Below are 21125 nucleotides of genomic sequence, written 5' to 3'. Positions count from 1 at the left end.
TGAAATGTCCGTCGATAACAGGACGCCATTTCCCGCCCTTGCTTTCCGACAATACAACTTGCTCGGGGAGCTGATGGGAGTCGTGGTTGCAAGGGGTACTTTCAAGCTGACAAATGGAGGGCCTCTCCAACTCTCGGACAAGCAATCGCCCCTCGTCATGTCAGATATCTATGACGGTGACCCGCATCAATCACCTCAGATGGCATGCACCGATCTTGCGCCATTCAAGCCCGGAACCGACGTGACATTTATAGGCGCAACATTTTCACCGGGTGGAGAGCCTTCATCCTCGTGGACTTGCGGTTTACGGGTAGGCTCAATCGAGAAGCGTCTCCGCGTTCACGGTCCACGTTTCTGGCGGGCAAAAACGCGCAAGACTTGGCGTGGTTTGATGGATCGGGCGCATGAGGATGCCCTGGATGGTTGGGAACTCACAGAAGGCCAACCGGTACCTCACGTCCCGTTGGACTGGCGGTTGGCATTTGGAGGACGGCTGGGCCATGAGGCTATAGAGGCAAATCCTGTCGGCATAGGCCTCGTAGACGAGTCGCGGTTCAGGGAACGATCCGAATGGCCCGCTCCGCAGATTGAAGACGAAAACCTGCCAATTCGCGCGGTAAGCGACAGGCCGACGCCTGCAGGTCTTGCTCCGATTTCACCCTTCTGGCTGGATCGCGCCGATCTCGCAGGAACCTATGATGACGAATGGTTGGAGAAGCGGCATCCCCTGCTTCCGACGGATTTCAATTTCTCGTTTTGGCAGGCTGCACCGAAAGACCAGGTTGCCGAGCCTTGGTTGACGGGGAACGAAGCATTTGAACTTCACAGACTCTTGCCGCAGTTTGAAACTCTGGAAGGGTTTTTACCTGACATCTCGCTGCGGGTGGAGCTCGACCAGGGACGGGGCGTTCAGTGGTCCCCTCTTGTTCTCGACGGTGTCCACTTCGACATGAGGCCCGGAATTGGCCGAGTATTTCTCACGTGGCGGATAGGATTTCCTTGGCCCGAACGGCGCGGTGTTCCGATACTGTCAATCGCCGACAGGCACGCGGAGACGATGGCATGAGCGATGATGTCACCGTCCTGGAGCCAATTACTGTTTACGGCTCAGATCCTTCGCCGAACATCGCCTTGGCGAAAGAACTGAACCTGCCGCAGACCACCCTCTTCCACGAACCCGACCGCGCTGCAGGGTACGTAGATTACAAAAGCAGCCTTGATGCGGAGGAGCAGCGCGCATATTTCAATGACCCCGAAGAGGGAGACGAATATCATCCGCCGCCAACGACCGCGGATCCGAGCCCGCCGGAATTTATTCCAGATGATGCTTCAGCGTTGGCTGTATGCCTGTCCCCAGATGTTTGCAAATCGCCGGACAAACCGGTTCCTTACATGTGCTGGGGCAAAGGAGATGACAAGAACAACTATTCGCCCGATGTGCGATCAAACGGCCTCGTCATAAAGCGCCAGAATTCGCAGTTCCGTTGCTCGTATGGCGATGAGCCCGGCGTAGGCCTTGGTGTAAAGTCAGGAACCGTCGGCAATATCGTTGAACCTGTCACTTCGTCCACTATCGTAAGGGCGAACGGAATACCTGTTCAACGGCACACAGATCGCTGCACGCTCAACAACGGAAATTGCCCAGGCGAATACGTCAACGTCAAATCGACCGAGACAAGTGCGCCGCCAGACGCGAATGATGAGCAGGATAAGGCGTGGTATGAACAAGCGTTGGACTGGACCGGCCAAAAGCTTGATGAAGCTGGAAAGGCGATCAGCGAATTCGATGAAAACAATGGGAGGATTGTTACTCGAACTGTAGGTGGTCTGCAGGCGGTTGGCGGTGCTGCGGAGGCAGTTGCCGGCGCTGCCCTTGCCGGGGTTGGAGGCGCGGCAACCGGCACGGGTGTCGGTGCAGCACCGGGTATCCCGGCCATGATCGGCGGTGGCCTTCTTGTTGCTAACGGCTATGACAATTTCCAGGCTGGCCTGCGTCAGGCGTGGACGGGTGAAGCGACTTCAACCGCCATTGCAAGCGCCTCCGGCGATGTCGCTAGGCTTGCCGGTGCATCCGAACAGACTGCACAACAGGTCGAAAACACCATCGGAATGGTCCAAGGTGTTGCGGGTGGTACCGGAGCTGTTGCTGCAGGCATGAAAGTCGCAGGCAGAACCGCCGCAACGGCTGAGGCTGGTGCTCTGGCGAGAAGTCAGACACAGACAGCTGGCCGAACGGCGGTGGAGACAGGTGAGCAAGGTGCAAGAAGTACTCGGCGCATAAGCCTTCGCAGGCAGTATCTGGGCAATACTCCTTCCAAAACCTCACGTACCGGCAACGAGGTTCGTGAACGGATGCGTGAAGAAGGCCTGTTGCGGACGAACCGTCGGGGGCAGGATGAATTTCTTGACGAAAACAATGTCTGGAGACCGGTCGATTCACCTCAAACGCATATGGGGCACCACCCGGTTGACGCTGTCGACTATTGGAATTCTACGGGACGCTTCCATGGCGCCCGATCACAAGAAGTGCGAGATTGGATGTTGAACTCTGACAATTATCGGTTTGAATGGGGGCCATCAAACTCGAGTCGAGGGGGGCAAACTCGCTCCCGTTACCTGCCGCCTGCCAACTGAGGAAAAAAATGACTAGAAAGCCTGAAATAGAAGCAAGCCTGAAGGCACAGATTGACAAATTGCTGGATTTATCTGGTCAGAAATTTCAGGCCGGAGATTTGGCGGGATCTGTCGAACTGGGGCTCCAGGCTTGGGCGTTGATACCTGAACCTAAAGAAAAATGGGACTATTACCCGCAGAGCCTATCAGCAGGCTTTGTCCAAGACTATGTCGATCTGGGAGATAAGGACAACGCCTCCAAATGGATCGAAGTCATGGCGAAAATGTATGACGATCCAAATCATGAGGACCACCTTGTTCTTATGACGGAAGGGGAAGCAATGTACAAACTCGGCGATAGAGAGCGAGCGTACTACGTATTTGGTAGAATATTCGAAATATATGGGCAGAAAGGATTCGCAGGGGATCAAAAACAGTACCTGGATTTCTACCTCAAACGGAAAGAAGGCCGTGAATAATAACGAGCAGGAACTCCCCGACGATATCTACCGTGAAGTAATTCGCCTCTCATCCATAGGTGACGAGTTCGATGAGCGCGGTTTGCCGGTGGAAGCGATAACTTCGTGGCGGCAAGCTCTCGCTCTTTTGCCAACTCCGAAGCGGATATGGGATGCATCGGTATGGTTGAACGCTTCTATTGGTGATGCATTCCTACAGGTTGGTGACTGGGAAAACGCTTGTCGTGCCTTTCGGGAGGCGGAAAATAGTGGGAACGGCTTCTCCAATGCATTTGTCCAATTCGGACTCGGAGTTTCCTTTTTCGAGCTAGGCGATACTTTTGCGGCGAAAGAACATCTTTTGCGCGCATACATGCTGGAAGGCTACGATCTATTTGCGGATGCGGACCCTAAATATTTATCGCTCTTGAAAAAAGAGAAGCTAATATAAATCCGTGTTAATTCTCGTTTTGTTCGTAGTTTTTGCCCGGGACGATCGGTTGCATGTCTTTGACTATGAACATTGTGATTTCGGTCATCTCTCATAGTCTTGACCGGAGCCATGTGGCGGTTTGGAAGAGACCGTGAAATGGCTTCGCCGGTTTGATTTAGCGGAGCCTGTTTCTGCGTTTGCCAGCGGAAGTTCCGCTTCTAGTCGCCTGGCCCGAAAGAAACGCACCGACATCCTCTTCCCGAAGCGGCGGCGCATAGATGTAGCCCTGCACCAGCGTGGCGCCGAGGCCTTCGAGTGCGGTGAGCTCGGCTGGTGTTTCCACCCCTTCCACCACGCATTCCAGTTCCATGTCGCGGCTGAGGGTGAGAAGGGATTTCACGATTTTGTAGCTGGCCGGTTTTTCGTGCAGGTCCGTGACGAAGCTGCGGTCGATCTTGATCTTGGTCAGCGGCAATGCATGCAGTCGCGTCAGGCTGGAATAGCCGGTGCCGAAATCGTCCAGCGATATGCCGCAGCCGAGGCGGCGCAGCATTTCGACCGATTGCCTCACCTGTTCGAAATCATGGGCAAAAGCCGTCTCGGTAATTTCAAGGTCCAGCCGGCATGCATCGAAGTTGCTGTTTTCGATAATGCCGAGAAGGGAAAGTACGCCCTCATGGGAATTGAGGTCCTGGGCCGAAAGGTTGAACGACAGGCGCAGGGAGGGTTCCCATGTGGCGGCGGAGGCGAGCGCCATCTTGAGAAGCGGTCGTGTCAGCGAACCGACGATGCCGGCCCGTTCCGCGATGGGGAAAAACTGGCAAGGCGGCACATGCCCGAGAACCGGGCTGTGCCAGCGCGCCAGCGCTTCAAACCCTGCCGTTCTTCCGTCGCGTATATCGACGATCGGCTGAAACACGACCGAAAGCTCGCTTTCCATATCCCGTTGCTTGAGCAGGTGCTCGACGCGGGCTTCGATATTGATCTGCTTTTCGTGCTCCGCATCGAACAGAACGGCATCGCCTCGCCGGGTTTTCTTGGCGTGGTAAAGGGCATAATCCGCCCTGTCGAATAGCTGTTCAAGCGTTGAGGCGAGGTGCGGAAACACGGCAATTCCCATGGATGCGGAAACATGCACGGTGCCCTCCGGCAAATGGTAAGGCGCCCTCAACTGCTCGGAGATCGCATTGGCATTTGTGACGAGTTGCGCGTCATCGGGTATGATCGGGGCGACGATGGCGAATTCGTCCCCGCCGAGCCGAAAGGCCCTGCTGGCTTTCAGATTGGCGGTGAGGCGTTTGCTGACATTGACCAGCAGCCTGTCTCCTACGGAGTGTCCGTAAAGATCGTTGACCGGCTTGAATCCGTCCAGATCGATGACACCCAGCGCCAGCCGGGTTCCGTTGGCCCTGGCTTTTTCGAGCTCGGCTTCAAGGTGGGCGAAAAAGGCACGGCGGTTGGGCAGTTCCGTCAGGCTGTCGATATTGGCAAGCAGCAGGTTTTCGTTGCTGAGCGCTTCCGTGCGCTGTTGTGAAATGACCATGCGCTCGAAATTGCGGTAGTTGGTCAGCAGAATGGACATCATGCCGATGCAGACCAGCAGCACGTTGATGGCAATGGCAACGAATGTCGGTTGCTGCGAGGCCAGAAAGAAGGCGATGAAGGCGCCATTGACGATGAGCGTCACCGTGAAGGCGGCCGAGCGCACATACATCAGACAGAAAATGCAGGAAATGACAGTAATCGCCATATAGAAGGCGACGTGTGATTGCATATAGGCATCCCCATAGGGCACCAGAAGGAAAGACCATAGCGTAAATGCCATGGCGATGCCGGCAGCGAGGCGGTTCGTGCGCCGAAGGGCTGCATGCGCCACCCGCGGTTCGGGATCCATGCCGCGCGTCCTCCACCAGAAGGCGATCCTGAGCGTGCAGCCGAGCGTGAACAGGGTGGGAACTCCAACGGTGAGCCAAAGCGGCGCCAATTGCATATGCGTTACTGCAAGCGCCCATGTGCTTGAAAGCAGGATGAAATACATCATCGGCATCTGTCGGCTGAAAGCGCGATACTGTGCTTTCAGCAGATCAGGATTGTCGGACCGGACGGACATGAAATCATGCAGTTTTTGCGTGGTGGTCAGTATTTTCATTCATGGCTCTTCAAGTACAGAACGACATTTGTAACATAATTCCTGTTACGCCATCGGAAATACACAGGGTTAACCGACAGACAATTGTATCAACCGCAAGATGCAGGCGCTTCGCTTCGCAACATTCCACTGTTTTCAGTATTTTATGTTTCCGGGTGGGGGATTTTTGATTGGAAATAAGTCCTTTGCTTCAAACTGCCTGTTTCTGCGAAGCTGTTCATTTGGCATGGGCGGCCCGCCCACTCCCAATGTTCATCAGCACCTTTTCAACGCCCCTTGAAAAGTTTGAACGCGCGTGCAATATGAACGCGTGTTCAAACTTTGAGAAATGGTTCTTGCGCATGGATTCGATCCACTATCCCGATACATTGGCAGCGCGTGCCGAATTGTGCCGCAGCGTTATTCTTTCCGCCGGGGAGCTGGTGCTGAAAGGTTTTCAGGGCGAGGCGACGCGCAGCTTTTCGATGAAGGGGCCGCAGGATTTTCTGACAGTGACGGATGCTGCCTCCGAAGCGCATATTCGCGGCGCGATCGCGGCCGCTTTCCCGGAAGACAGTTTTTTCGGGGAAGAGGGCGGCGGCGAGATCGGTGACCGCGTCTGGGTCGTGGATCCCATCGACGGCACCGCCAATTTTGCCCGTGGCATTCCGCATTTCTGCATCTCCGTCGCCTATGTCGAAAACGGGCAGGCCGAAATCGGGGCGATCTGTAATCCCGCCCTTGGCGAGCTTTATTTCGCCCGCCGCGGCGAGGGAGCGACGCGCAACGGGCAACCGATCCAGACTGCGGAAACGGAGCGCTTCGATGCTGCTTCCATCGAGATGGGGTGGTCCACCCGTATCGCGAATGCGACCTATCTCGATGTCGTTGGGAATCTGCTCGATATGGGCGCCAATGTCCGCCGCGCCGGCTCCGGTGCGCTGGCGCTTGCCTATGTGGCTGATGGCCGTTCCGATGGCTATCTCGAATTGCACATGAATTCATGGGATTGTCTTGCGGGGCTGCTACTCGTCAGCGAAGCTGGCGGCGATGTGTGCCCTTTTCTGGAGATCGGCAGTCTCAGGGAAGGCGGGCCGGTGCTGGCCGCAGCCGCCGGTGTTGCCAAAGGCGTCAGCCAGGCATCGAATGTAGCGCTGGCCGCCCGGCAGCTGTCGGATCGTCCGCGGGCGGCATCGGCGTGATTTAAGGCGGAGGCCCTTTTGCAGAGCGGGCCTCGTGCTTCATGCATGTGGAGGAATGAGATGGATGGACCCGTTTATGCCCGGCCCCTGCCGTGCTTCCGACTGGATCGACAGGGTCGAGGGCAGATGGTCGAGGGCAGAAAGACCGCTCAACCATGCTGACACGCACGCTTCCCTCCGTTGCCGTCATCGCTGACGCGCATTTCCATGACACGGCAGCCGATTTCGGATTTCCCGGCATCGAAATCGATGGTCAGCGCATCACCATGCGCAGCTGGTCGGATACGCGTGAATCCACCCGGGTTTTCAATGAAAGCGCCGATGCATTGCATGCGGCGCTGGAGGAGGTGCGGCAGCGCGGCATTCGCCATGTGGTGCTGCTTGGCGACTATACCGATGATGGCCAGCGGGTGACGACTGAAACGCTGAAGAACATCCTGCAACGCCACAGCGACGCCCACGGCACGGCCTTCTACGCATTGCCCGGAAACCACGACATTTTCGGACCGCGCGGCCGGCACCACACCAAGGAGTTTCTGACGGAGAACGGCAAATGCCTTTCCGTTTCAAGCGATGCGCGGCGGGCCGGTGAGCGCGTCGTCGTAAGCGACGGGATGTATTGCGAAGGCTATCCTGCAGGCCTTGGCCCGATGGCGGCTTTCGGTTATTTCCGCCAGCCGGATTATCTGCATTGGGAAACCCCTTTCGGTGTTTCCGATGCGCCGGAGGACCGGTTGTACGTGGTGCGCTCACCTGATGGGTGCAATGTCTACCGCCTGATGGATGCCTCCTATCTGGTCGAACCGGAACCGGGCCTGTGGCTGCTGATGATCGACGCCAATATTTTCGAGCCGCTCGATGGTGCGTTCGAAGCGGGCGAGGAGGCGGCTTTTATCGACAGCACCTCCGGTGGCTGGAATGCGCTTTTGCGCTGCAAGCCCTTCCTCATCGACTGGATCGCCGATGTGCGCCGCAGGGCGGAGCTGCACGGCAAGACATTGCTCGGCTTTTCCCACTATCCGGCGCTCGATCCTTTCGATGGTGCAAGCGGTGCGGAAGGCGCCCTGTTCGGTGAAACCAATGTCGTGCGCCGCACGCCGCGCAAGGCGGTGGAGGATGCGCTGTTACAGGCCGGGCTTGCCGTCCATTTCAGCGGGCACCTGCACGTGGAAGGCGTGACCCGGCGCGGGGAAGGCGAAAACTCGCTCACCAATATCGCCGTGCCGTCGCTCGTCGCCTTTCCGCCTGCCTTCAAGGTCGTCCACCCGTCGCGGCAGGAAATCCTTGTCGAGACGGTGGAAATGGCTGCCCTGCCGGTCAATGGTCGTATTTCCGATGGTTATGCACAGGAGACAGAACTGGCGGGTGAGGCGAACGACCCGGCTTTTGCCGCCGGCAATTACGGTGAATTTCTGCTGGGCCACAAGCGGGCGCTGATCAGGCACCGTTATTTCCCCAGGGAATGGCCGTCCGAGGTCGTCACGGCAATCGCCGATAAAAGCGTTCGGGAGGTTCTCGATCTGCTGAGAGGGAAAGGCCTTTTTTCTTCTGATGCTACTGTCCTGTCCTTGGACCTGCCGATGTCCGAGCTGATTGCCGACTGGTATTGCCTGCGCCAGGGCGCAGGCCTGGCGCTGCCGCACATCGCGCCGCAACGGCTTTCCCTTTACCGAACGCTGGCGGAGCGCTTCGGCCGGGAGCCGGATCGTCACGATGGTTCGGTCGAAAGCTTTCTCGAAATCTTCTTCGGAGCCCTCGGCCTGTTTCTCGAGCGTGCCGAAGGCAGTCCGCGCGATCTGAAGCTTGGGCTTGTACCGCAGCGTGAACGCGTTGCGGTTTGATCTGAAGATTTTTGACCGGAAAGACATTTGGTCTACCGCGCGGTGATGCGCTCGACCATGGAAACGGGCACGACCTGAAGCCGGGTTTCCGGCTCATCGCTATCGAGCGCGGTCAAAACCTTCTCTGTCAATGCGTCGAAAGACTGGGCAACAGTCGTCAGCTGGTAGCTTTTCCAGCCGGCCTGCGGAATATCGTCGAAACCGACAATCGAGATATCTTCCGGCACCCGGCGGCCCATTTCCAGCCGGGCGGCGTCCATGAAACCAAGTGCCAGCAGATCAGTGACACAGAAGGCGCCATCGATGGTCCTGTCCGCGAGCAATTCTCGACCGGCCTGATAGCCACTGTCATAGCAGGTGGGACCGCCGCACCATGGAACCACCTGGATACCCTCCATGGTCATGCGCTCGGTGAAAGCGTTGACGCGGCGCAACTGTGCGGGCGTCCGGCTGCCGCTGGAGACAACCGCAACCTTTCTGCACCTGGCTGCCACAAGCCGCATGGCGGCCAGGTTGGCGCCGTGGGAATCGTCGCTCAGCACCATATTCGTATCGGTGCGGTCCAGATGCTGGTTGATGAGGATGAGACGCACGCCGTTGGCGATGCATTCGTCGATAATAGAGGCCGGAGGTTCACCGGAAAGAACGATGATAGCCTGCGCGCGGAATTCGAAGACACGCTCGATGAGTGGTGCAATGTCCTTGCGCGCATCTGCGGCATTCAGAAGCAGGCATTGCAGGCCGCGACGCAGAAGGCCGATGCTGAGGAGATCGAGTTGCTTTGAAATGAAGGGAGAACCGAGGTTGGCGCCGACGACCCCGATGAGGTTGGAACGGTCATTGTTGAGGCCCTGCGCCAGCCGGTTGACGCGGTAGCCGAGTTCCTGTGCCGCTTTCAGTACCTTGCGCCGGACGGCCTTGGATACGCTGCCGCCGGGAGTGAAGGTGCGTGAAACGGCGGAGCGTGAGACACCCGCCTTTTTCGCCACTTCTTCGGCTGTCACGAACCCTCGCGCCATTCAATCCCCCGTTGCCAAACCACATGTCTGATAGCACAGGTCAGATTGCAGCGACTATTCCAATCGAAATATTTCAGCTTCTGTGGTCGCGGTCAGTTTTGCGGTTCCAGCGCGCTTGCCGCAGCCTCGGCACGCGCGGCTGCCTGTTTTGCTTCCCGTTCGGCGCGGGAGGCCGCTTCCGGGTTGCTCGAACCGTCATAACCTCCCATGGCGCGTTCCCCGATGGCAATGCGGACATCCTTGAGCTGGACGATGACAAGACCGGCGAGGATGGCCGCGCCGATAAGGAATGCTGTTTTCCCGTTTATGGTCATTCGACTCCACGCTTCGTGTTTGCCGGCGGAGGAAACAGCCGGCAAAACCGCCGCTCAGCGGGTCAGCAGGCCGACGCCTGTTTCCGCATCGAACAAATGCATATCGGACGGGTCGATGTCGAGGCCGATCGTTTCACCGGCCTTGACTGCGCTGCGTCCCTGCACCGCGATGACCAGTTCGGTGGAGGTTCCCGTCGTGAGGAAGGTCGCCGAACCGGTTGTTTCCACCGCGGAAACCGGCAGCGCCAATGTCGCTCCGGCTGCTGCGACAGGCCGGATATGTTCCGGCCTGATGCCGACAATCACATCTTTGCCGGGCGGCAGAGAGGCCGGATTCCCAATTGATTGCTGCGGCTCGCCTTCGCCGAAGCTGAGCTGAAGGGACGCGCCATCCGGGCTGACGGTCGCCGGAATGAAATTCATGGCCGGCGAACCGATGAAGCCCGCAACGAAACGATTGACCGGGCGGTCGTATAGTTCCAGTGGCGTACCCTGCTGCTCGATCACGCCATCGCGCATGACGACGACATGGTCGGCCATGGTCATCGCTTCGATCTGGTCATGGGTGACATAGACTGAGGTTGCATGCAGGCGATCGTGTAGCGCGCGGATTTCCTTGCGCATGTGGACGCGCAGCGCCGCATCGAGATTGGAAAGCGGCTCATCGAACAGGAAGGCCTGCGGGTTGCGGATGATCGCCCGGCTCATGGCCACGCGCTGGCGCTGGCCGCCGGAGAGTTCGCGCGGATAGCGCTTCATCAGCTTTGAAAGTCCTGTCGTGGCGGCAACTTCTTCCGCCGCCTTGCGGGCCTCGGCCTTGGCGACGCCGCGCATCCGCAGCGAATAGGTGAGGTTCTCCTCCACGGTCATATGCGGGTAGAGCGCATAGGACTGGAACACCATGGCCACATCGCGCTTGCGCGGCGGCACACCGTTCATCAGCGTGCCGGCAATGCGCATGTCGCCGGCCGATATGGTTTCCAGCCCGGCGAGCGAGCGCAGAAGTGTGGATTTGCCGCAGCCCGACGGGCCGACAAGCGCGACGAAAGTGCCCTTCTCGATGGAAAGGTTGATGTTCTTCAGCGCATGAAAGGCGCCGTAATATTTGTTGACGCCGGAAAGTTCTATCTGAAGAGTCATTTGAGCGCTCCTGAGGTCAGGCCGGATACGATGCGGCGCTGCAAGAGAATGAAAAGGGCAAGAATGGGCGTCACATACATGGTCGCATAGGCCATGATGTTGTTCCATTCGCTGGTGTTGGGGCCCATGAAGGAATTGAGGCCGACGCTCGCCGGCTGCAAATCGGCCGCCTGTATCATCGATTTCGAGTAGACGAACTCGCCGAAGGCCTGCATGAAGATGAGGATGGCGCTGACGAGAATGCCGTTTCTGGCAAGCGGCAGTACGATGTTGAAAAACGCGCCAACCCGGGAATTGCCATCCACAAGTGCCGCCTCTTCCAGCTCCTGCGGCACTGCCATGAAGGTGGCGCGCACAAGCACCACGAAGAAGGGCATGCTTTTCGCCGCAATGGCGAGGATGACCGACAAGCGCGGATAATCCAGAAGCCCAAATTGCGAGAAACCGACGAAGATCGGCGTGATCATCAAAGATGCCGGCAGAACCTGCAGCATAAGGATGAGGAACAGGCCGATATCCACCCAGACATTGCGATACCGCGCCAGGACATAGGCACAGCCGACGCCGAGAATGGTGATCAGCAGCACCGCGCTGGAGGCGATCAGCACCGAATTCCACAGGTAGCGCCCCATATTGCGGCTGTTCCAGACATAGGCATAGGTCTGCCATTGCGGATCGCTGGGCCAGAAGGAGGGCGGATTGGCGAACATTTCCGAGCCGCTCTTGAGCGAGGTCAAATACATCCAGTAAAGCGGGAAGAGGTAGATGATGGCGAGTACGATGGCGATGGCCAGCATCAGGCGGTTGCGGGTCGTGATGCTCATCCGCGCACCTCATGCCGAGTGGAACGCACATAAACGATGGAAGCCAGCATGACGAACACGATCATGATGACGGAGATCGTGGCGCCCTTGCCGAAATCATATTGCCGGAAGGACAGATCCCAGGCCCAATATTGCGCCACGTTGGAGCTGTTATTCGGTCCGCCATCGGTAATGGCGGCGAAAAGATCGAATTGCTGCAGCGTGAAAATCAGCCCGAGCGAGACGATGGCGCCGATGGTGGAGCGCATCATCGGCAGGGTGATGGTGTAGAAGCGCTGCCAGGCGTTCGCGCCGTCCAGTTCCGCGGCCTCGTACAGGTCGCCGGGAATGGAGGCGAGGCCGACGGAAAGCAGGATCATGTTGAAGGAAGTGCCGAGCCAGATATTGGCGATGACGACGGCCCAGAGCGAAAAATTCGCATCGGAGCGCCAGAAGATATTGCCCGATATCAGGCCGCTTTCCCGTAGGAAGAAATTCAACACGCCGAAATCGCCCGAGAGGATCCAGTTCCAGATCGCGCCCACCACGAGGCCGGGCATGACCCAGGACACGAGAAAAAGGCCGCGCATCCAGGTTGCGCCGGGAAAATTGACCCAGAAGAACAGCGCCAGACCGAAGCCGATGGCGAATTGCCCGGCAATCGAGGCCACGACAAAGGTGACCGTGTTGAAAAGGATCGGCAATGTTTCCGGTTGCCGGAACAGGTCGATATAATTCTTGAAGCCGACGAAGGGGCGCACGAAGGTGCCCAGGCTGAACATGTCGACTTCCTGAAAGCTCATGACGATGTTGTAGATGAGCGGCAGCCCCGCCATGACGAACAGGAAGCCCAAAGGAAAGGCGACAAGGACGATATCGAAACCGCGACCGTCACTGACGCTGGAAAACAGTTTTTTCATGAAACATCCTCGCAAGCTCCAGTCGGGGCCGCCGCCGCTTGTCGCGGCAGGCAGCCCCACCGGGAGGAACCCCTTGGGTGGAGGCCGGAGAAAGCCGGCCGCCCGCCCGGATCAGCCTTCGACCAGCTTTATCTTTTCAGCGGCCTGGTCGAGCGCGGCTTTCGGCGTCATCTGACCCGAAAGCGCGCCCTGAATGGCATCCTGAATAGCCTTGGAAATCTTCGGCCATTCGGGCGAGGGGCCGCGCGGCTGCGCATATTTCAGCTGTTCCACAAAGGTCTTCAGCGCCTCATCCTTCAACGCATTGCCGGTCGGCGGAACGGGGATATCCGAGCGCGCCGGCAACTGGCCGAAGTTCTTGAACATGTCCTTGTCCTTTGAGGCGAAGAACTCGATTGCCTTGAAGGCTTCTTCCGGATGTTTCGTCTTGGAGAAGATCGCCCAGTTATAGTCGCCCATGGCCGAAGACCGCGGAGCGTCGGGCGTGGGCACCGGCAGCAAAGCGACACCCCAGTCGAACTTGGCGTCCTTCAGCATGCGGTCGATTTCCCAAGGGCCGGAAATGACCATGGCGGCGTTGCCGGCGTTGAAGGTGGCGGTGGAGTCCCACTGGCTGCGCGTCAGCGTATCGGGCGATGCCAGCTTTTCATCCAGCATCAGCTTCCACGTTTCCAGCGCTTTGACGGCGCCCTCGGTATTGATGTTCTTGTAGGTCGCGCCTGCCATCTGCGCCCAGGGCAGGAACTGGAAGGTGCCTTCCTCATTCGCCTTGGCGCTGAAGCTGATACCATAGATGTTCTTCGAGGGGTCGGTCAGCTTGCGGGCAGCATCCACCAGCTCATCCCAGGTCTGCGGCGGTTTTGCCGCGTCCAGCCCAGCGGCCTTGAACAGGTCCTTGTTGTAATAAAGCGCAATCGTGTTCGTGGCCTTGGGCACGCCGAAATATTTGCCGTCCCACATCACCGATTTCAGCGGTCCCGGAAAATAATTCTCCGTCTTGATGACATCCGACTTCGCAATCATGTCCGTCACGTCGAGAAAGGCCCCGCGTGCGGCGAACATGGCGTGGTTGGGGTTGTCGATGGCGATGATGTCGGGCGCGTTGCCGGTGGAATAGGCGCGCATGGATTCGCTCACCACATCATCGAACTGCAATTGCCGGTATTCGATCTTGATGCCGTTATTGAGCGCGTTGAACTCCTTGATGAGGTTCGGTGCCGGCTGGATATCGCGATCCAGCGACCACAGCGTCAACGTCACATCTTCTGCCTGCGCCGCAATAGCGCCGGCGGACACGCCCGCCAGCAGAAATGCGCCGGCCATCATGCATTTTGCGATACCCATAATCTCCTCCTCTTGGTTATCGTCTCTGCAATTTTCAAAAACCTTCTCCCAAAAGGCTTCCGTTATGTGGGGTCGACGACGAAATCGCCGCCGCGGCATTTTTTCAGATAATTCAGGCCATGCACCTGTCCCGTCATTTCCAGCGCGTCGCGATAGACGGGGTCATGCCAGCCTTCGATGTCGATGGAGCCGGACCAGCCGGCGAGGCGTAGTTCGGAAATAATGTCCGTCCAGTTGCTGTCGCCGAAACCCGGCGTGCGCATGAAGACGAATTTTTCCTTGCCGAAAATGCCGTGCTCGCGAATGACATCCCAGCGGATGGTCGCGTCCTTGCCGTGAACGTGGAAAATCTTGTCCGCCCATTTGCGGATCTGCGGCAGCGGATCGATGAGATAGACCATCTGGTGGCAGGGTTCCCATTCGATGCCGATATTGTCATCCGGCGTTTCGTTGAACATCATCTCCCAGGCATCGGGATTGTGCGCGATGTTCCAGTCACCGGTCTGCCAGTTGCCGTCCATGGCACAGTTTTCAAAGGCGATCTTCACGCCCTCGTCGGCGGCGCGCTTGGCAAGCTCGCTCCAGATTTCTTTGTACCGCGGCAGGCTTTCCGGCAGCGGCCTGCCACGAAGCCTGCCGGTGAAACCTGCAACGCAGGTCGCGCCGAAATGGTGAGCATTGTCGATGCAGTCTTTCCAGCCTTGCAGTGTCTCAAGGTCAATGTCCGTCTCCTCCAGCGGATTGCCGAACATGCCGAGCGTACTGATGGTGATGTCGCGGTCGCCAATCGCATCAAGGCAGCGCTTGCCGAGTTCGGCAAGGTCCTGACCGTTGGTGGTCTGCCAGAAGAACGGCTCGAAGCTTTCAAAGCCGAGATCGGCGATCTGGCCGATGCGTTCGGCCGCCTGTCCCTTGGTGGCGCTGACCATGGTGCCGATGCGGATGGATGTTGCCGGATTGCTCACGTCTTTCAGTCCTTATGCTGCAATGGAAACACGCTGGCCGAGGCGGGCGCTTTCAATCGCGCCGATCACCATGGCAAGGCTGTTGATGTTGTCGAAGGAGGCTGTTTCCGGCATCTCACCCGTGCGGATGGAATGAAGGAACGAGAGAATGACGCTGGCATGGCCACGCGTATCCTTCTCGGAAACGGCATCGGAAACGTTTACGGTTTTAAATCCACGCAAAAGTCCCTGCTCGTCACCGGCCACGGAGGCGGAGAAATTGTCTTCACCGTCCCAGAGGATCATGCCCTTCGAGCCGATCAGCCGCCAGCGCGCTTCCCAGCTGGTCCGCTCGCCTTCGGCGCACCAGGAACCACGATAGGTAAAGACGACATCATTTGAGAACTCGAAAATGGCATTGGCGCTCGCCCCATGGGCATACCATGAGCCGGCCGGGTTCTTTTCCACGCAAAAGACGGAGAGGGGTTTTTCATTGGCGACGAAACGGGCCGCATCGAAGGTGTGGATCGCCATGTCGAGAAGCAGGACGTTCTTCATTTCTTCACGGAAGCCGCCGAAATGGGGCCCAAGGAAAAAATCGCAATGGATGGCCGTCAGGTCACCGATGATACCGTCTTCAAGCGCGCGGCGCAGCCGGCGGATACCCGCAATAAACCGCCGGTTTTGCACCACGGCATGAATTCTGCCGGCATTTTTTGCCAGTTCCACCAGCGTGGCGGCTTCCTCCATCGAGGCGGCAAGCGGCTTTTCGCTCAGCACATGGCACCCCGCCTCGAGACCGGCTTCAACCACGGCAAAGCGTGCCTGCGGGATGACGATATCAAAAAGGATGTCGGCTTTTGTTTCAGCCAGAACGTGGCGAAGATCGGTGCCGATGACCGCATCCGTGAGGGCGAATTCTTCGGCAAGTGCGCGGGCTGTGTTCTCGTTCAGGTCGACCAGACCGGCGATCCTGATCGCGCCGGCGATTTCCGGCGTGGATTGAATGGCGCGTAACCAGCCTTTGGCCATTGCTCCGCATCCGCATAAAACGGCATTAAATGTCATCTCATCTCCCCGGGGCTCTTTTGCAAACTCCTCTTTGCGCAGAGCGTCGTAAACGTTTACGAGACTATGCCAATGGTGTTAGATATGTCAAGACCGTTAAGGGACGCGTTGACTGCGCGCCGGGCCTGGGAGGGGAATGAATGAAAGGAATTCGTCAGCTTGCCGATTATCTGGAGATATCGATAGGCACTGTTTCCCGTGCCCTGAACGGTAAGCCGGATGTGAACGAAGAAACGCGGCGGCGTGTTCTCGAAGCGGCGGAAAAGCTGGGTTATGTCGCCAACCAGTCCGGCCGCAGCCTCAGGCAGGGAACCACCAATGTCATCGGCCTCATGACCGGCAGCGACGCGCAGACCGTGGAGAACTCCGACAACTTCTTCCTGGGCGTGACGGACGGTCTGCAAAGCGTGTTTTCCGAGCATAATCTCGATCTCATCGTTCTGCCCTGCCCGGGGGAAGAGGATCCGGATGAATATCTAAAGCGCATGGTGGCGCGCCGCATGGTGGATGCGATGATCATTTCCGCGACGCGGCGGATAGACAAACGTGTGGATTTCCTGAAGCAGACCCGCCTGCCTTTCGTGGCGCTCGGTCGGACCGCTTCCAGCGACACCCACGCCTGGATCGACCTCGATTTCGAGGGCGTTGCGAAAAACGCGGTCGACCGCCTTGCCGCTGCCGGGCATCGTTCGATTGCGGTGGCGGTGCCCGACAGCGACATCAATCTCGGTTATGTTTTTCTGGAAGGATACAGGCGCGCGCTGGAAGACAATGGCATGGCTTACGATTCCTCACTGGTCATCCGCGCGAAATCCAGCGAGCAGGGCGGTTATCACGCCGCCAGCGAATGGCTGCAGATGCGGCCCCGGCCAACGGCGATCGTGCTGATCTACGAACTGATGGCGGTCGGTCTTTATCGCCGGCTTGCGGAAGTGGGCCTGAAACCGGGGCGCGATCTCGCCGTCATCGGCTTCCGCGATGGCCCGCGCGGCCAGTTTCTGGAACCACGGCTGACCAGTTTCCGCATGTCCCTGCATGATCTCGGCGTGACGGTGGCTCAGACACTGTTATCGACCATGCCGGCCTACGCGCCGTTTTATCCCGATCAGGCCCGCCATTGCGTTTGGCCCATGCTTCTGGTGGCCGGCGAGAGCGATCCCGCCCCATAAGACAGCAGGGGGGCGTTAAAGTCTCAGGTCGTTAACGCTCACGACGCCGAAAGGATTGAATTTATATTCGTCTTCCTCACACTGTGTGTCGTCGGAGAGGGAGGCGCCACGGCCCTTCAAGGTGGCTTCAACGTCTTCACGCGCCATTTGCTCGGCGATATCGTCTATCAAGGCGGCTATCTTCAGCTGTTCGGCGTTGGTGGACGGCTGATCCCCATCTTTTTTGGTGAAGCGCACCTGCACATCGGGCAAGCCGATCAGGTGAAACCTAACGCTCGTCATGCCTTCGGCATCGTCTCCTATGGGGCGGCGTGCGAAAGCCAGACGACAGGTTTTGGCAAGCACCATCCCGTCATCGGCGGCCGCTTTGCCACGCGACTGCTCGTAGAGCTGCTTCCAGCGCCTTGCGCCATGGGCGACGCCCGCACTTTCACCCTTCACGGCGACAGCGCCGTGATCGAGCATGTGCTGTACGAATCTGAGGGCGTTTGCGGATGTCTCCACAGGTGTTTCGGCATCTGGACTGCCTTCATGAAGTATGGCTTATGAGCCTCAAAAGGCCATCGAAATGGTAGCGAAAAGACACAAGGTAGAAGAGATCGTCACGAAGCTTCGTCGGGTTGACGTGCTGAATACGCAGGGAAAATCGATGGCGGAGGCGATCCGGTCGATAGGGGTGACAGAAGTTACATATCACCGGTGGCGTTCCGAATACGGCGGCTTGAAGGGCGACCAGGTAAAGCGCCTGAAGGAGCTGGAAGCGGAGAATGCCCGGCTCCGGCGCGCCGTTTCCGACCTCACCTTGGACAAGATGGTTTTAGTGGAGGCCGCCAAGGGAAACTTCTGAGCACGCCCGTCACCGCGTTTGCGTGAACCATGTGATCAATGAACTGAGGTGTCCGAGAGACGGGCGTGCCGGGTCTTGGGTCAGCATCGTTCCACGCTGCGCAAGATCGCAAAGACTCAGGATGATGAAGCGGCGTTGACTACGGACATCACGGCGCTCGCCCTCCAGTATGGTCGCTATGGCTATCGCGGCATCACGGCGATGCTGCACCAGGCGGGCTGGATCGTGAACGTCGAGCGCATCTGGCGACGGGAGAGTGCGTCACAAGCAACCGAAACGCGGGCGACTGTGGTTGAACGACAGTTCGTGCATCCGGCTTCGGCCGGAATATCCCAACCATGTCTGGTCCTACGACTTCGTCGAGGATCGCACGCACAACGGCAGGAAAATCCGCATGCTCAACGTGATCGACGAGTTCACGCGAGAATTTATCGCCATCAGGGTCGGGAGAAAGCTGAAGGCAATCGATGTCATCGACGTGCTTTCCGACCTCTTCATCCTACACGGCGTTCCCACCCATATTCGTTCCGACAACGCCCGGAGTTCATCGCCAAGGGGCGCTACGGGAGTGGATAGCGCGGTGGGTGCCAAGACCGCCTACATCATGCCAGGTAGCCCGTGGGAAAACGGCTACTGTGAGAGCTTAACTCGAAGCTCCGTGATGAACTGCTCAACGGCGAAATCTTCTACACGCTCAAGGAGGCGAAAATCATCATCGGAAACTGGAGACAGCATTATAATACCGTGAGGCTACAATCATCGCTGGGCTATAAGCCACCGGAACCCGAAGCAACGGTCTGGTCTCGCCAAAATGGACCGGCGTCAACACCAACAGTGGCTAGCAGGCTGAGCATGCACTAACATTCCAAACGGATCACCTCGTGGGGGCAGGCCATTTCCCAAAAAGAAAATACCCGGCAACAAGATGGCGCTGGCTGGTACCAGCAAGCCGGAAAATCTGGACAATCTCATCGCCTAAGTCGAAAGCGTCGCTTCGAAGCCGGCTGAGTGAAAACAGTGCGGCTACGTGGTGGAAGCAAAGCTCCTGGCGAAGGTCAGGCGCCTGCGCGCTACACTTGCCTCACTTCGCCTTCCGCCAACTGGGCGAGGCCCGGCAGATTGCAGACCAGAAGCTTCTGCCGCCCGCCCTGCACCAGCCCCTTACTCTCCCAACTGCTGAGGATGCGGGAAACGGTGTGCAGTGTGGTGCCGGTCATCTCGGCGATATCCTGCCGCGAGATCGGGAAGTCGATACGGATGCCGTCTTCCTCCTTGCGGCCTGCCTGCTGCGAAAGGCGCAGCACGGCATGGGCCACCCGGCGCTCCACTTCCTGCGTCGACATTTCGCGGATGCGCGTATGGGCTTCCTCGAGCCGCTGGCCGATCGTCTGCATGGTGGAGACGGCAAGATGTGGGTTCTGTTCGACGAATTGCGGCCAGAGGTCCGTCTGCCATGACAGGATGACGCTTTCGGCAGCCGTCGTGGCGGTGCCGGGATAATCGGACCGTTGCAGTGCTCTTGCGAAACCGAAGAGATCACCGGGATGCACCACGCGCACGATGATCTGCTGGCCGTCATGCGTCACCTGCGTCACCTTCAGGCGGCCGTGTATGAGCAGGAAGAAATGCGTTGCCGACTGGCCCTGCTCGAAAATGGCTTCACCCGGCGGCACCAGCCGGGACGTGGCGTGGGTCAGCAGGCCGTCCAGCTCATCGTCGGCCATCTTGGCAAACAAGGCCAGCGACCGGATGACGCTTCGGTCAATCTTCACTTGCACCCTCTCCGGTGATCGGACGATCCCGCAGGTGAATGCATTGGCAATCGGGGACCGGCCTTTTCTGTATTGTCAGCATACAGCACTATCACCGGCGGCAGAAGATCAAATGATATGAATCAAGCACTTGTTTTAATTGATGATTGTCAAGAAAACAGGGCAGTGGCACGAAGCTTTTCGAGAAGCGGCGCGTACCAGCGTGTGTCTCTTACGAGCCTGAACCCGAGATTATCAGGCGGTACGCCAACGGCGCAGCCGCCGCTTTTCGGGTTTTTGACGAAGGCGCTCATCGCCGCCCGGTGTTTTCCCGAAGCGACCGGAATGCCGCAGGAAGCGACGCTATCGATCGCCTCACCATCCTTGCCGAGCGTCACGCGGTGGCTGCAACTCGAGGTCCATTCCCAGACATTGCCGCCGAAATCGGCAAGGCCATATTCGTTTTCGCCGAAGCTGCCATAGGATTGCGGAACGGGGTTGCCCGAGGCCTTGCGGCTGGTCTGTCGCTCGTAATCCGCCAGCCAGCGCAAAGCGGGGTTTTCACTGTCCGCAGCCACGCCGAGCGTCTCATCTGGGAAAAGCGACCCGGCGGCGAAGGCCAGTTCAGCGTCACTCGGCAGGCGCCAGACCTCGCCTGTCCGCTCGCTCAGCCACTTTGCATAGGCGCGGGCGTCGTCCTGGCTGATGCCGGTTGCCGGTATCGCGCCGCCGACCGGAGCGGCAAAGCCGGGTTCCGGCTGTTGACAGCCGCCGTCTGCGACGCAGCGCGCATAATCCGCGCTCGATACCTGATATTTCATGATCGTCAGATTTTGCCGCATCGTTACGTCAACCATCGGCCCATCGACAGCATAACCATTGCGGAAATATTCGCCCTCCACCCGGTAGGTGAAATGTCCGGCGGGCACTGTAACGACCTGTGGCGCCGTCATGGCGGCGCGGTCATCAGCGCCGCTGCGGATGATCCCGGACTGGAAACCGATGGCCGTTGCCAGCAGTGTGGCAAGCGAGAGCGGGAGAAGAAGCGAGACGGCATTTGGGAAATGGCTGTTGCCGGGAATGCCCATGGGAACCTGCCTGCGTCGAGAAGACGCCAGAGTTCGGGCCTGC

18 protein-coding genes and 3 pseudogenes are annotated in these 21125 nt (G+C 58.4%); 9 read left to right on the top strand and 12 right to left on the bottom strand.

Annotation, left to right across the window (positions count from 1 at the left end; genetic code table 11):
• Nucleotides 1-4 precede the first annotated feature (4 nt).
• The 4 genes from AGR1_RS22785 to AGR1_RS22770 are packed head-to-tail and all read left to right on the top strand — an operon-like array spanning nucleotide 5 to nucleotide 3522.
• Nucleotides 5-1066: a DUF2169 domain-containing protein gene (locus AGR1_RS22785; protein WP_077984129.1), complete on the top strand. Its 1062-nt coding sequence runs from the start codon at nucleotides 5-7 to the stop codon at nucleotides 1064-1066.
• Complete coding sequence (locus AGR1_RS22780; RefSeq protein ID WP_149148319.1) at nucleotides 1063-2634, top strand: PAAR-like domain-containing protein; 1572 nt, start codon at nucleotides 1063-1065, stop codon at nucleotides 2632-2634. The genes AGR1_RS22785 and AGR1_RS22780 overlap by 4 nt, the downstream gene beginning before the upstream one ends.
• An 8-nt stretch (nucleotides 2635-2642) precedes the next feature.
• Complete coding sequence (locus AGR1_RS22775; RefSeq protein ID WP_202048339.1) at nucleotides 2643-3092, top strand: hypothetical protein; 450 nt, start codon at nucleotides 2643-2645, stop codon at nucleotides 3090-3092.
• Complete coding sequence (locus tag AGR1_RS22770; protein ID WP_149148318.1) at nucleotides 3085-3522, top strand: hypothetical protein; 438 nt, start codon at nucleotides 3085-3087, stop codon at nucleotides 3520-3522. Before AGR1_RS22775 ends, AGR1_RS22770 begins: the two co-directional genes overlap by 8 nt.
• Before the next feature lie 157 nt (nucleotides 3523-3679).
• Here the strand turns inward: AGR1_RS22770 and AGR1_RS22765 are convergent, their stop codons facing one another.
• On the bottom strand, nucleotides 3680-5653 hold the full coding sequence (locus AGR1_RS22765) for a bifunctional diguanylate cyclase/phosphodiesterase (RefSeq protein WP_187772263.1): 1974 nt from the start codon (nucleotides 5651-5653) through the stop codon (nucleotides 3680-3682).
• A 341-nt stretch (nucleotides 5654-5994) separates the two neighbouring features.
• Here AGR1_RS22765 and AGR1_RS22760 point away from each other — a divergent pair, with 341 nt between their 5' ends.
• Together AGR1_RS22760 and AGR1_RS22755 are read left to right on the top strand one after the other, a co-directional pair.
• A complete protein-coding gene (locus tag AGR1_RS22760; protein ID WP_149148317.1) occupies nucleotides 5995-6834 on the top strand; it encodes an inositol monophosphatase in 840 nt (279 codons plus the stop codon).
• 155 nt (nucleotides 6835-6989) lie between these two features.
• Nucleotides 6990-8675, top strand: coding sequence for a metallophosphoesterase (locus AGR1_RS22755; RefSeq protein ID WP_137411881.1), 1686 nt, complete (start codon nucleotides 6990-6992; stop codon nucleotides 8673-8675).
• Between the two features lie 32 nt (nucleotides 8676-8707).
• Here the strand turns inward: AGR1_RS22755 and AGR1_RS22750 are convergent, their stop codons facing one another.
• From AGR1_RS22750 to AGR1_RS22715, 8 genes are all read right to left on the bottom strand, one after another.
• The gene (locus AGR1_RS22750) at nucleotides 8708-9694 is read right to left on the bottom strand and encodes a LacI family DNA-binding transcriptional regulator (protein WP_149148316.1); all 987 of its coding nucleotides are present in this window, start codon (nucleotides 9692-9694) and stop codon (nucleotides 8708-8710) included.
• A 92-nt stretch (nucleotides 9695-9786) separates the two neighbouring features.
• Nucleotides 9787-10008, bottom strand: coding sequence for a hypothetical protein (locus AGR1_RS22745; protein ID WP_137411883.1), 222 nt, complete (start codon nucleotides 10006-10008; stop codon nucleotides 9787-9789).
• Nucleotides 10009-10062: 54 nt separating this feature from the next.
• Nucleotides 10063-11148, bottom strand: a complete 1086-nt coding sequence (locus AGR1_RS22740; RefSeq protein WP_137411884.1) for an ABC transporter ATP-binding protein — start codon at nucleotides 11146-11148, stop codon at nucleotides 10063-10065.
• The gene (locus AGR1_RS22735) at nucleotides 11145-11972 is read right to left on the bottom strand and encodes a carbohydrate ABC transporter permease (protein ID WP_077984122.1); all 828 of its coding nucleotides are present in this window, start codon (nucleotides 11970-11972) and stop codon (nucleotides 11145-11147) included. The genes AGR1_RS22740 and AGR1_RS22735 overlap by 4 nt, the downstream gene beginning before the upstream one ends.
• The gene (locus AGR1_RS22730; protein WP_137411885.1) at nucleotides 11969-12871 is read right to left on the bottom strand and encodes a sugar ABC transporter permease; all 903 of its coding nucleotides are present in this window, start codon (nucleotides 12869-12871) and stop codon (nucleotides 11969-11971) included. Before AGR1_RS22730 ends, AGR1_RS22735 begins: the two co-directional genes overlap by 4 nt.
• 111 nt (nucleotides 12872-12982) lie before the next feature.
• Nucleotides 12983-14215 carry a sugar ABC transporter substrate-binding protein gene (locus AGR1_RS22725; RefSeq protein WP_077984120.1) on the bottom strand — a complete coding sequence of 411 codons (1233 nt, stop codon included), beginning with the start codon at nucleotides 14213-14215 and terminating at the stop codon, nucleotides 12983-12985.
• Between the two features lie 62 nt (nucleotides 14216-14277).
• Complete coding sequence (locus tag AGR1_RS22720; RefSeq protein ID WP_137411886.1) at nucleotides 14278-15180, bottom strand: sugar phosphate isomerase/epimerase; 903 nt, start codon at nucleotides 15178-15180, stop codon at nucleotides 14278-14280.
• A 12-nt stretch (nucleotides 15181-15192) separates the two neighbouring features.
• The gene (locus AGR1_RS22715) at nucleotides 15193-16227 is read right to left on the bottom strand and encodes a Gfo/Idh/MocA family oxidoreductase (protein WP_137411887.1); all 1035 of its coding nucleotides are present in this window, start codon (nucleotides 16225-16227) and stop codon (nucleotides 15193-15195) included.
• A gap of 140 nt (nucleotides 16228-16367) precedes the next feature.
• On the opposite strand from AGR1_RS22715, the gene AGR1_RS22710 reads away from it, so the two are divergent.
• Nucleotides 16368-17396 (top strand): LacI family DNA-binding transcriptional regulator, encoded by a 1029-nt coding sequence (locus tag AGR1_RS22710; protein ID WP_149148315.1) that lies wholly within the window; start codon nucleotides 16368-16370, stop codon nucleotides 17394-17396.
• A 15-nt stretch (nucleotides 17397-17411) separates the two neighbouring features.
• On the opposite strand, the pseudogene AGR1_RS22705 reads toward AGR1_RS22710, so the two are convergent.
• Nucleotides 17412-17915 (bottom strand): annotated as a pseudogene (locus tag AGR1_RS22705) (hypothetical protein); the annotation flags it as partial.
• A gap of 49 nt (nucleotides 17916-17964) precedes the next feature.
• Between AGR1_RS22705 and AGR1_RS22700 the strand changes: the two are divergent.
• Nucleotides 17965-19104 (top strand): annotated as a pseudogene (locus AGR1_RS22700) (IS3 family transposase).
• Nucleotides 19105-19141: 37 nt separating this feature from the next.
• Nucleotides 19142-19222: pseudogene (locus AGR1_RS29945) on the top strand (cytochrome c family protein); the annotation flags it as partial.
• Between the two features lie 91 nt (nucleotides 19223-19313).
• Here the strand turns inward: AGR1_RS29945 and AGR1_RS22690 are convergent.
• On the bottom strand, nucleotides 19314-20015 hold the full coding sequence (locus AGR1_RS22690) for a Crp/Fnr family transcriptional regulator (RefSeq protein ID WP_137411888.1): 702 nt from the start codon (nucleotides 20013-20015) through the stop codon (nucleotides 19314-19316).
• A 149-nt stretch (nucleotides 20016-20164) separates the two neighbouring features.
• A complete protein-coding gene (locus AGR1_RS22685; protein WP_149148314.1) occupies nucleotides 20165-21082 on the bottom strand; it encodes a formylglycine-generating enzyme family protein in 918 nt (305 codons plus the stop codon).
• Nucleotides 21083-21125: the final 43 nt, after the last annotated feature.

It is taken from the genome of Agrobacterium sp. B1(2019), from assembly GCF_008274755.1.
Classification (GTDB): Bacteria; Pseudomonadota; Alphaproteobacteria; order Rhizobiales; family Rhizobiaceae; genus Agrobacterium; species Agrobacterium salinitolerans.
Note: the sequence above shows the minus strand (reverse complement) of the source record. Positions and strands in the feature narration are given on the sequence as shown.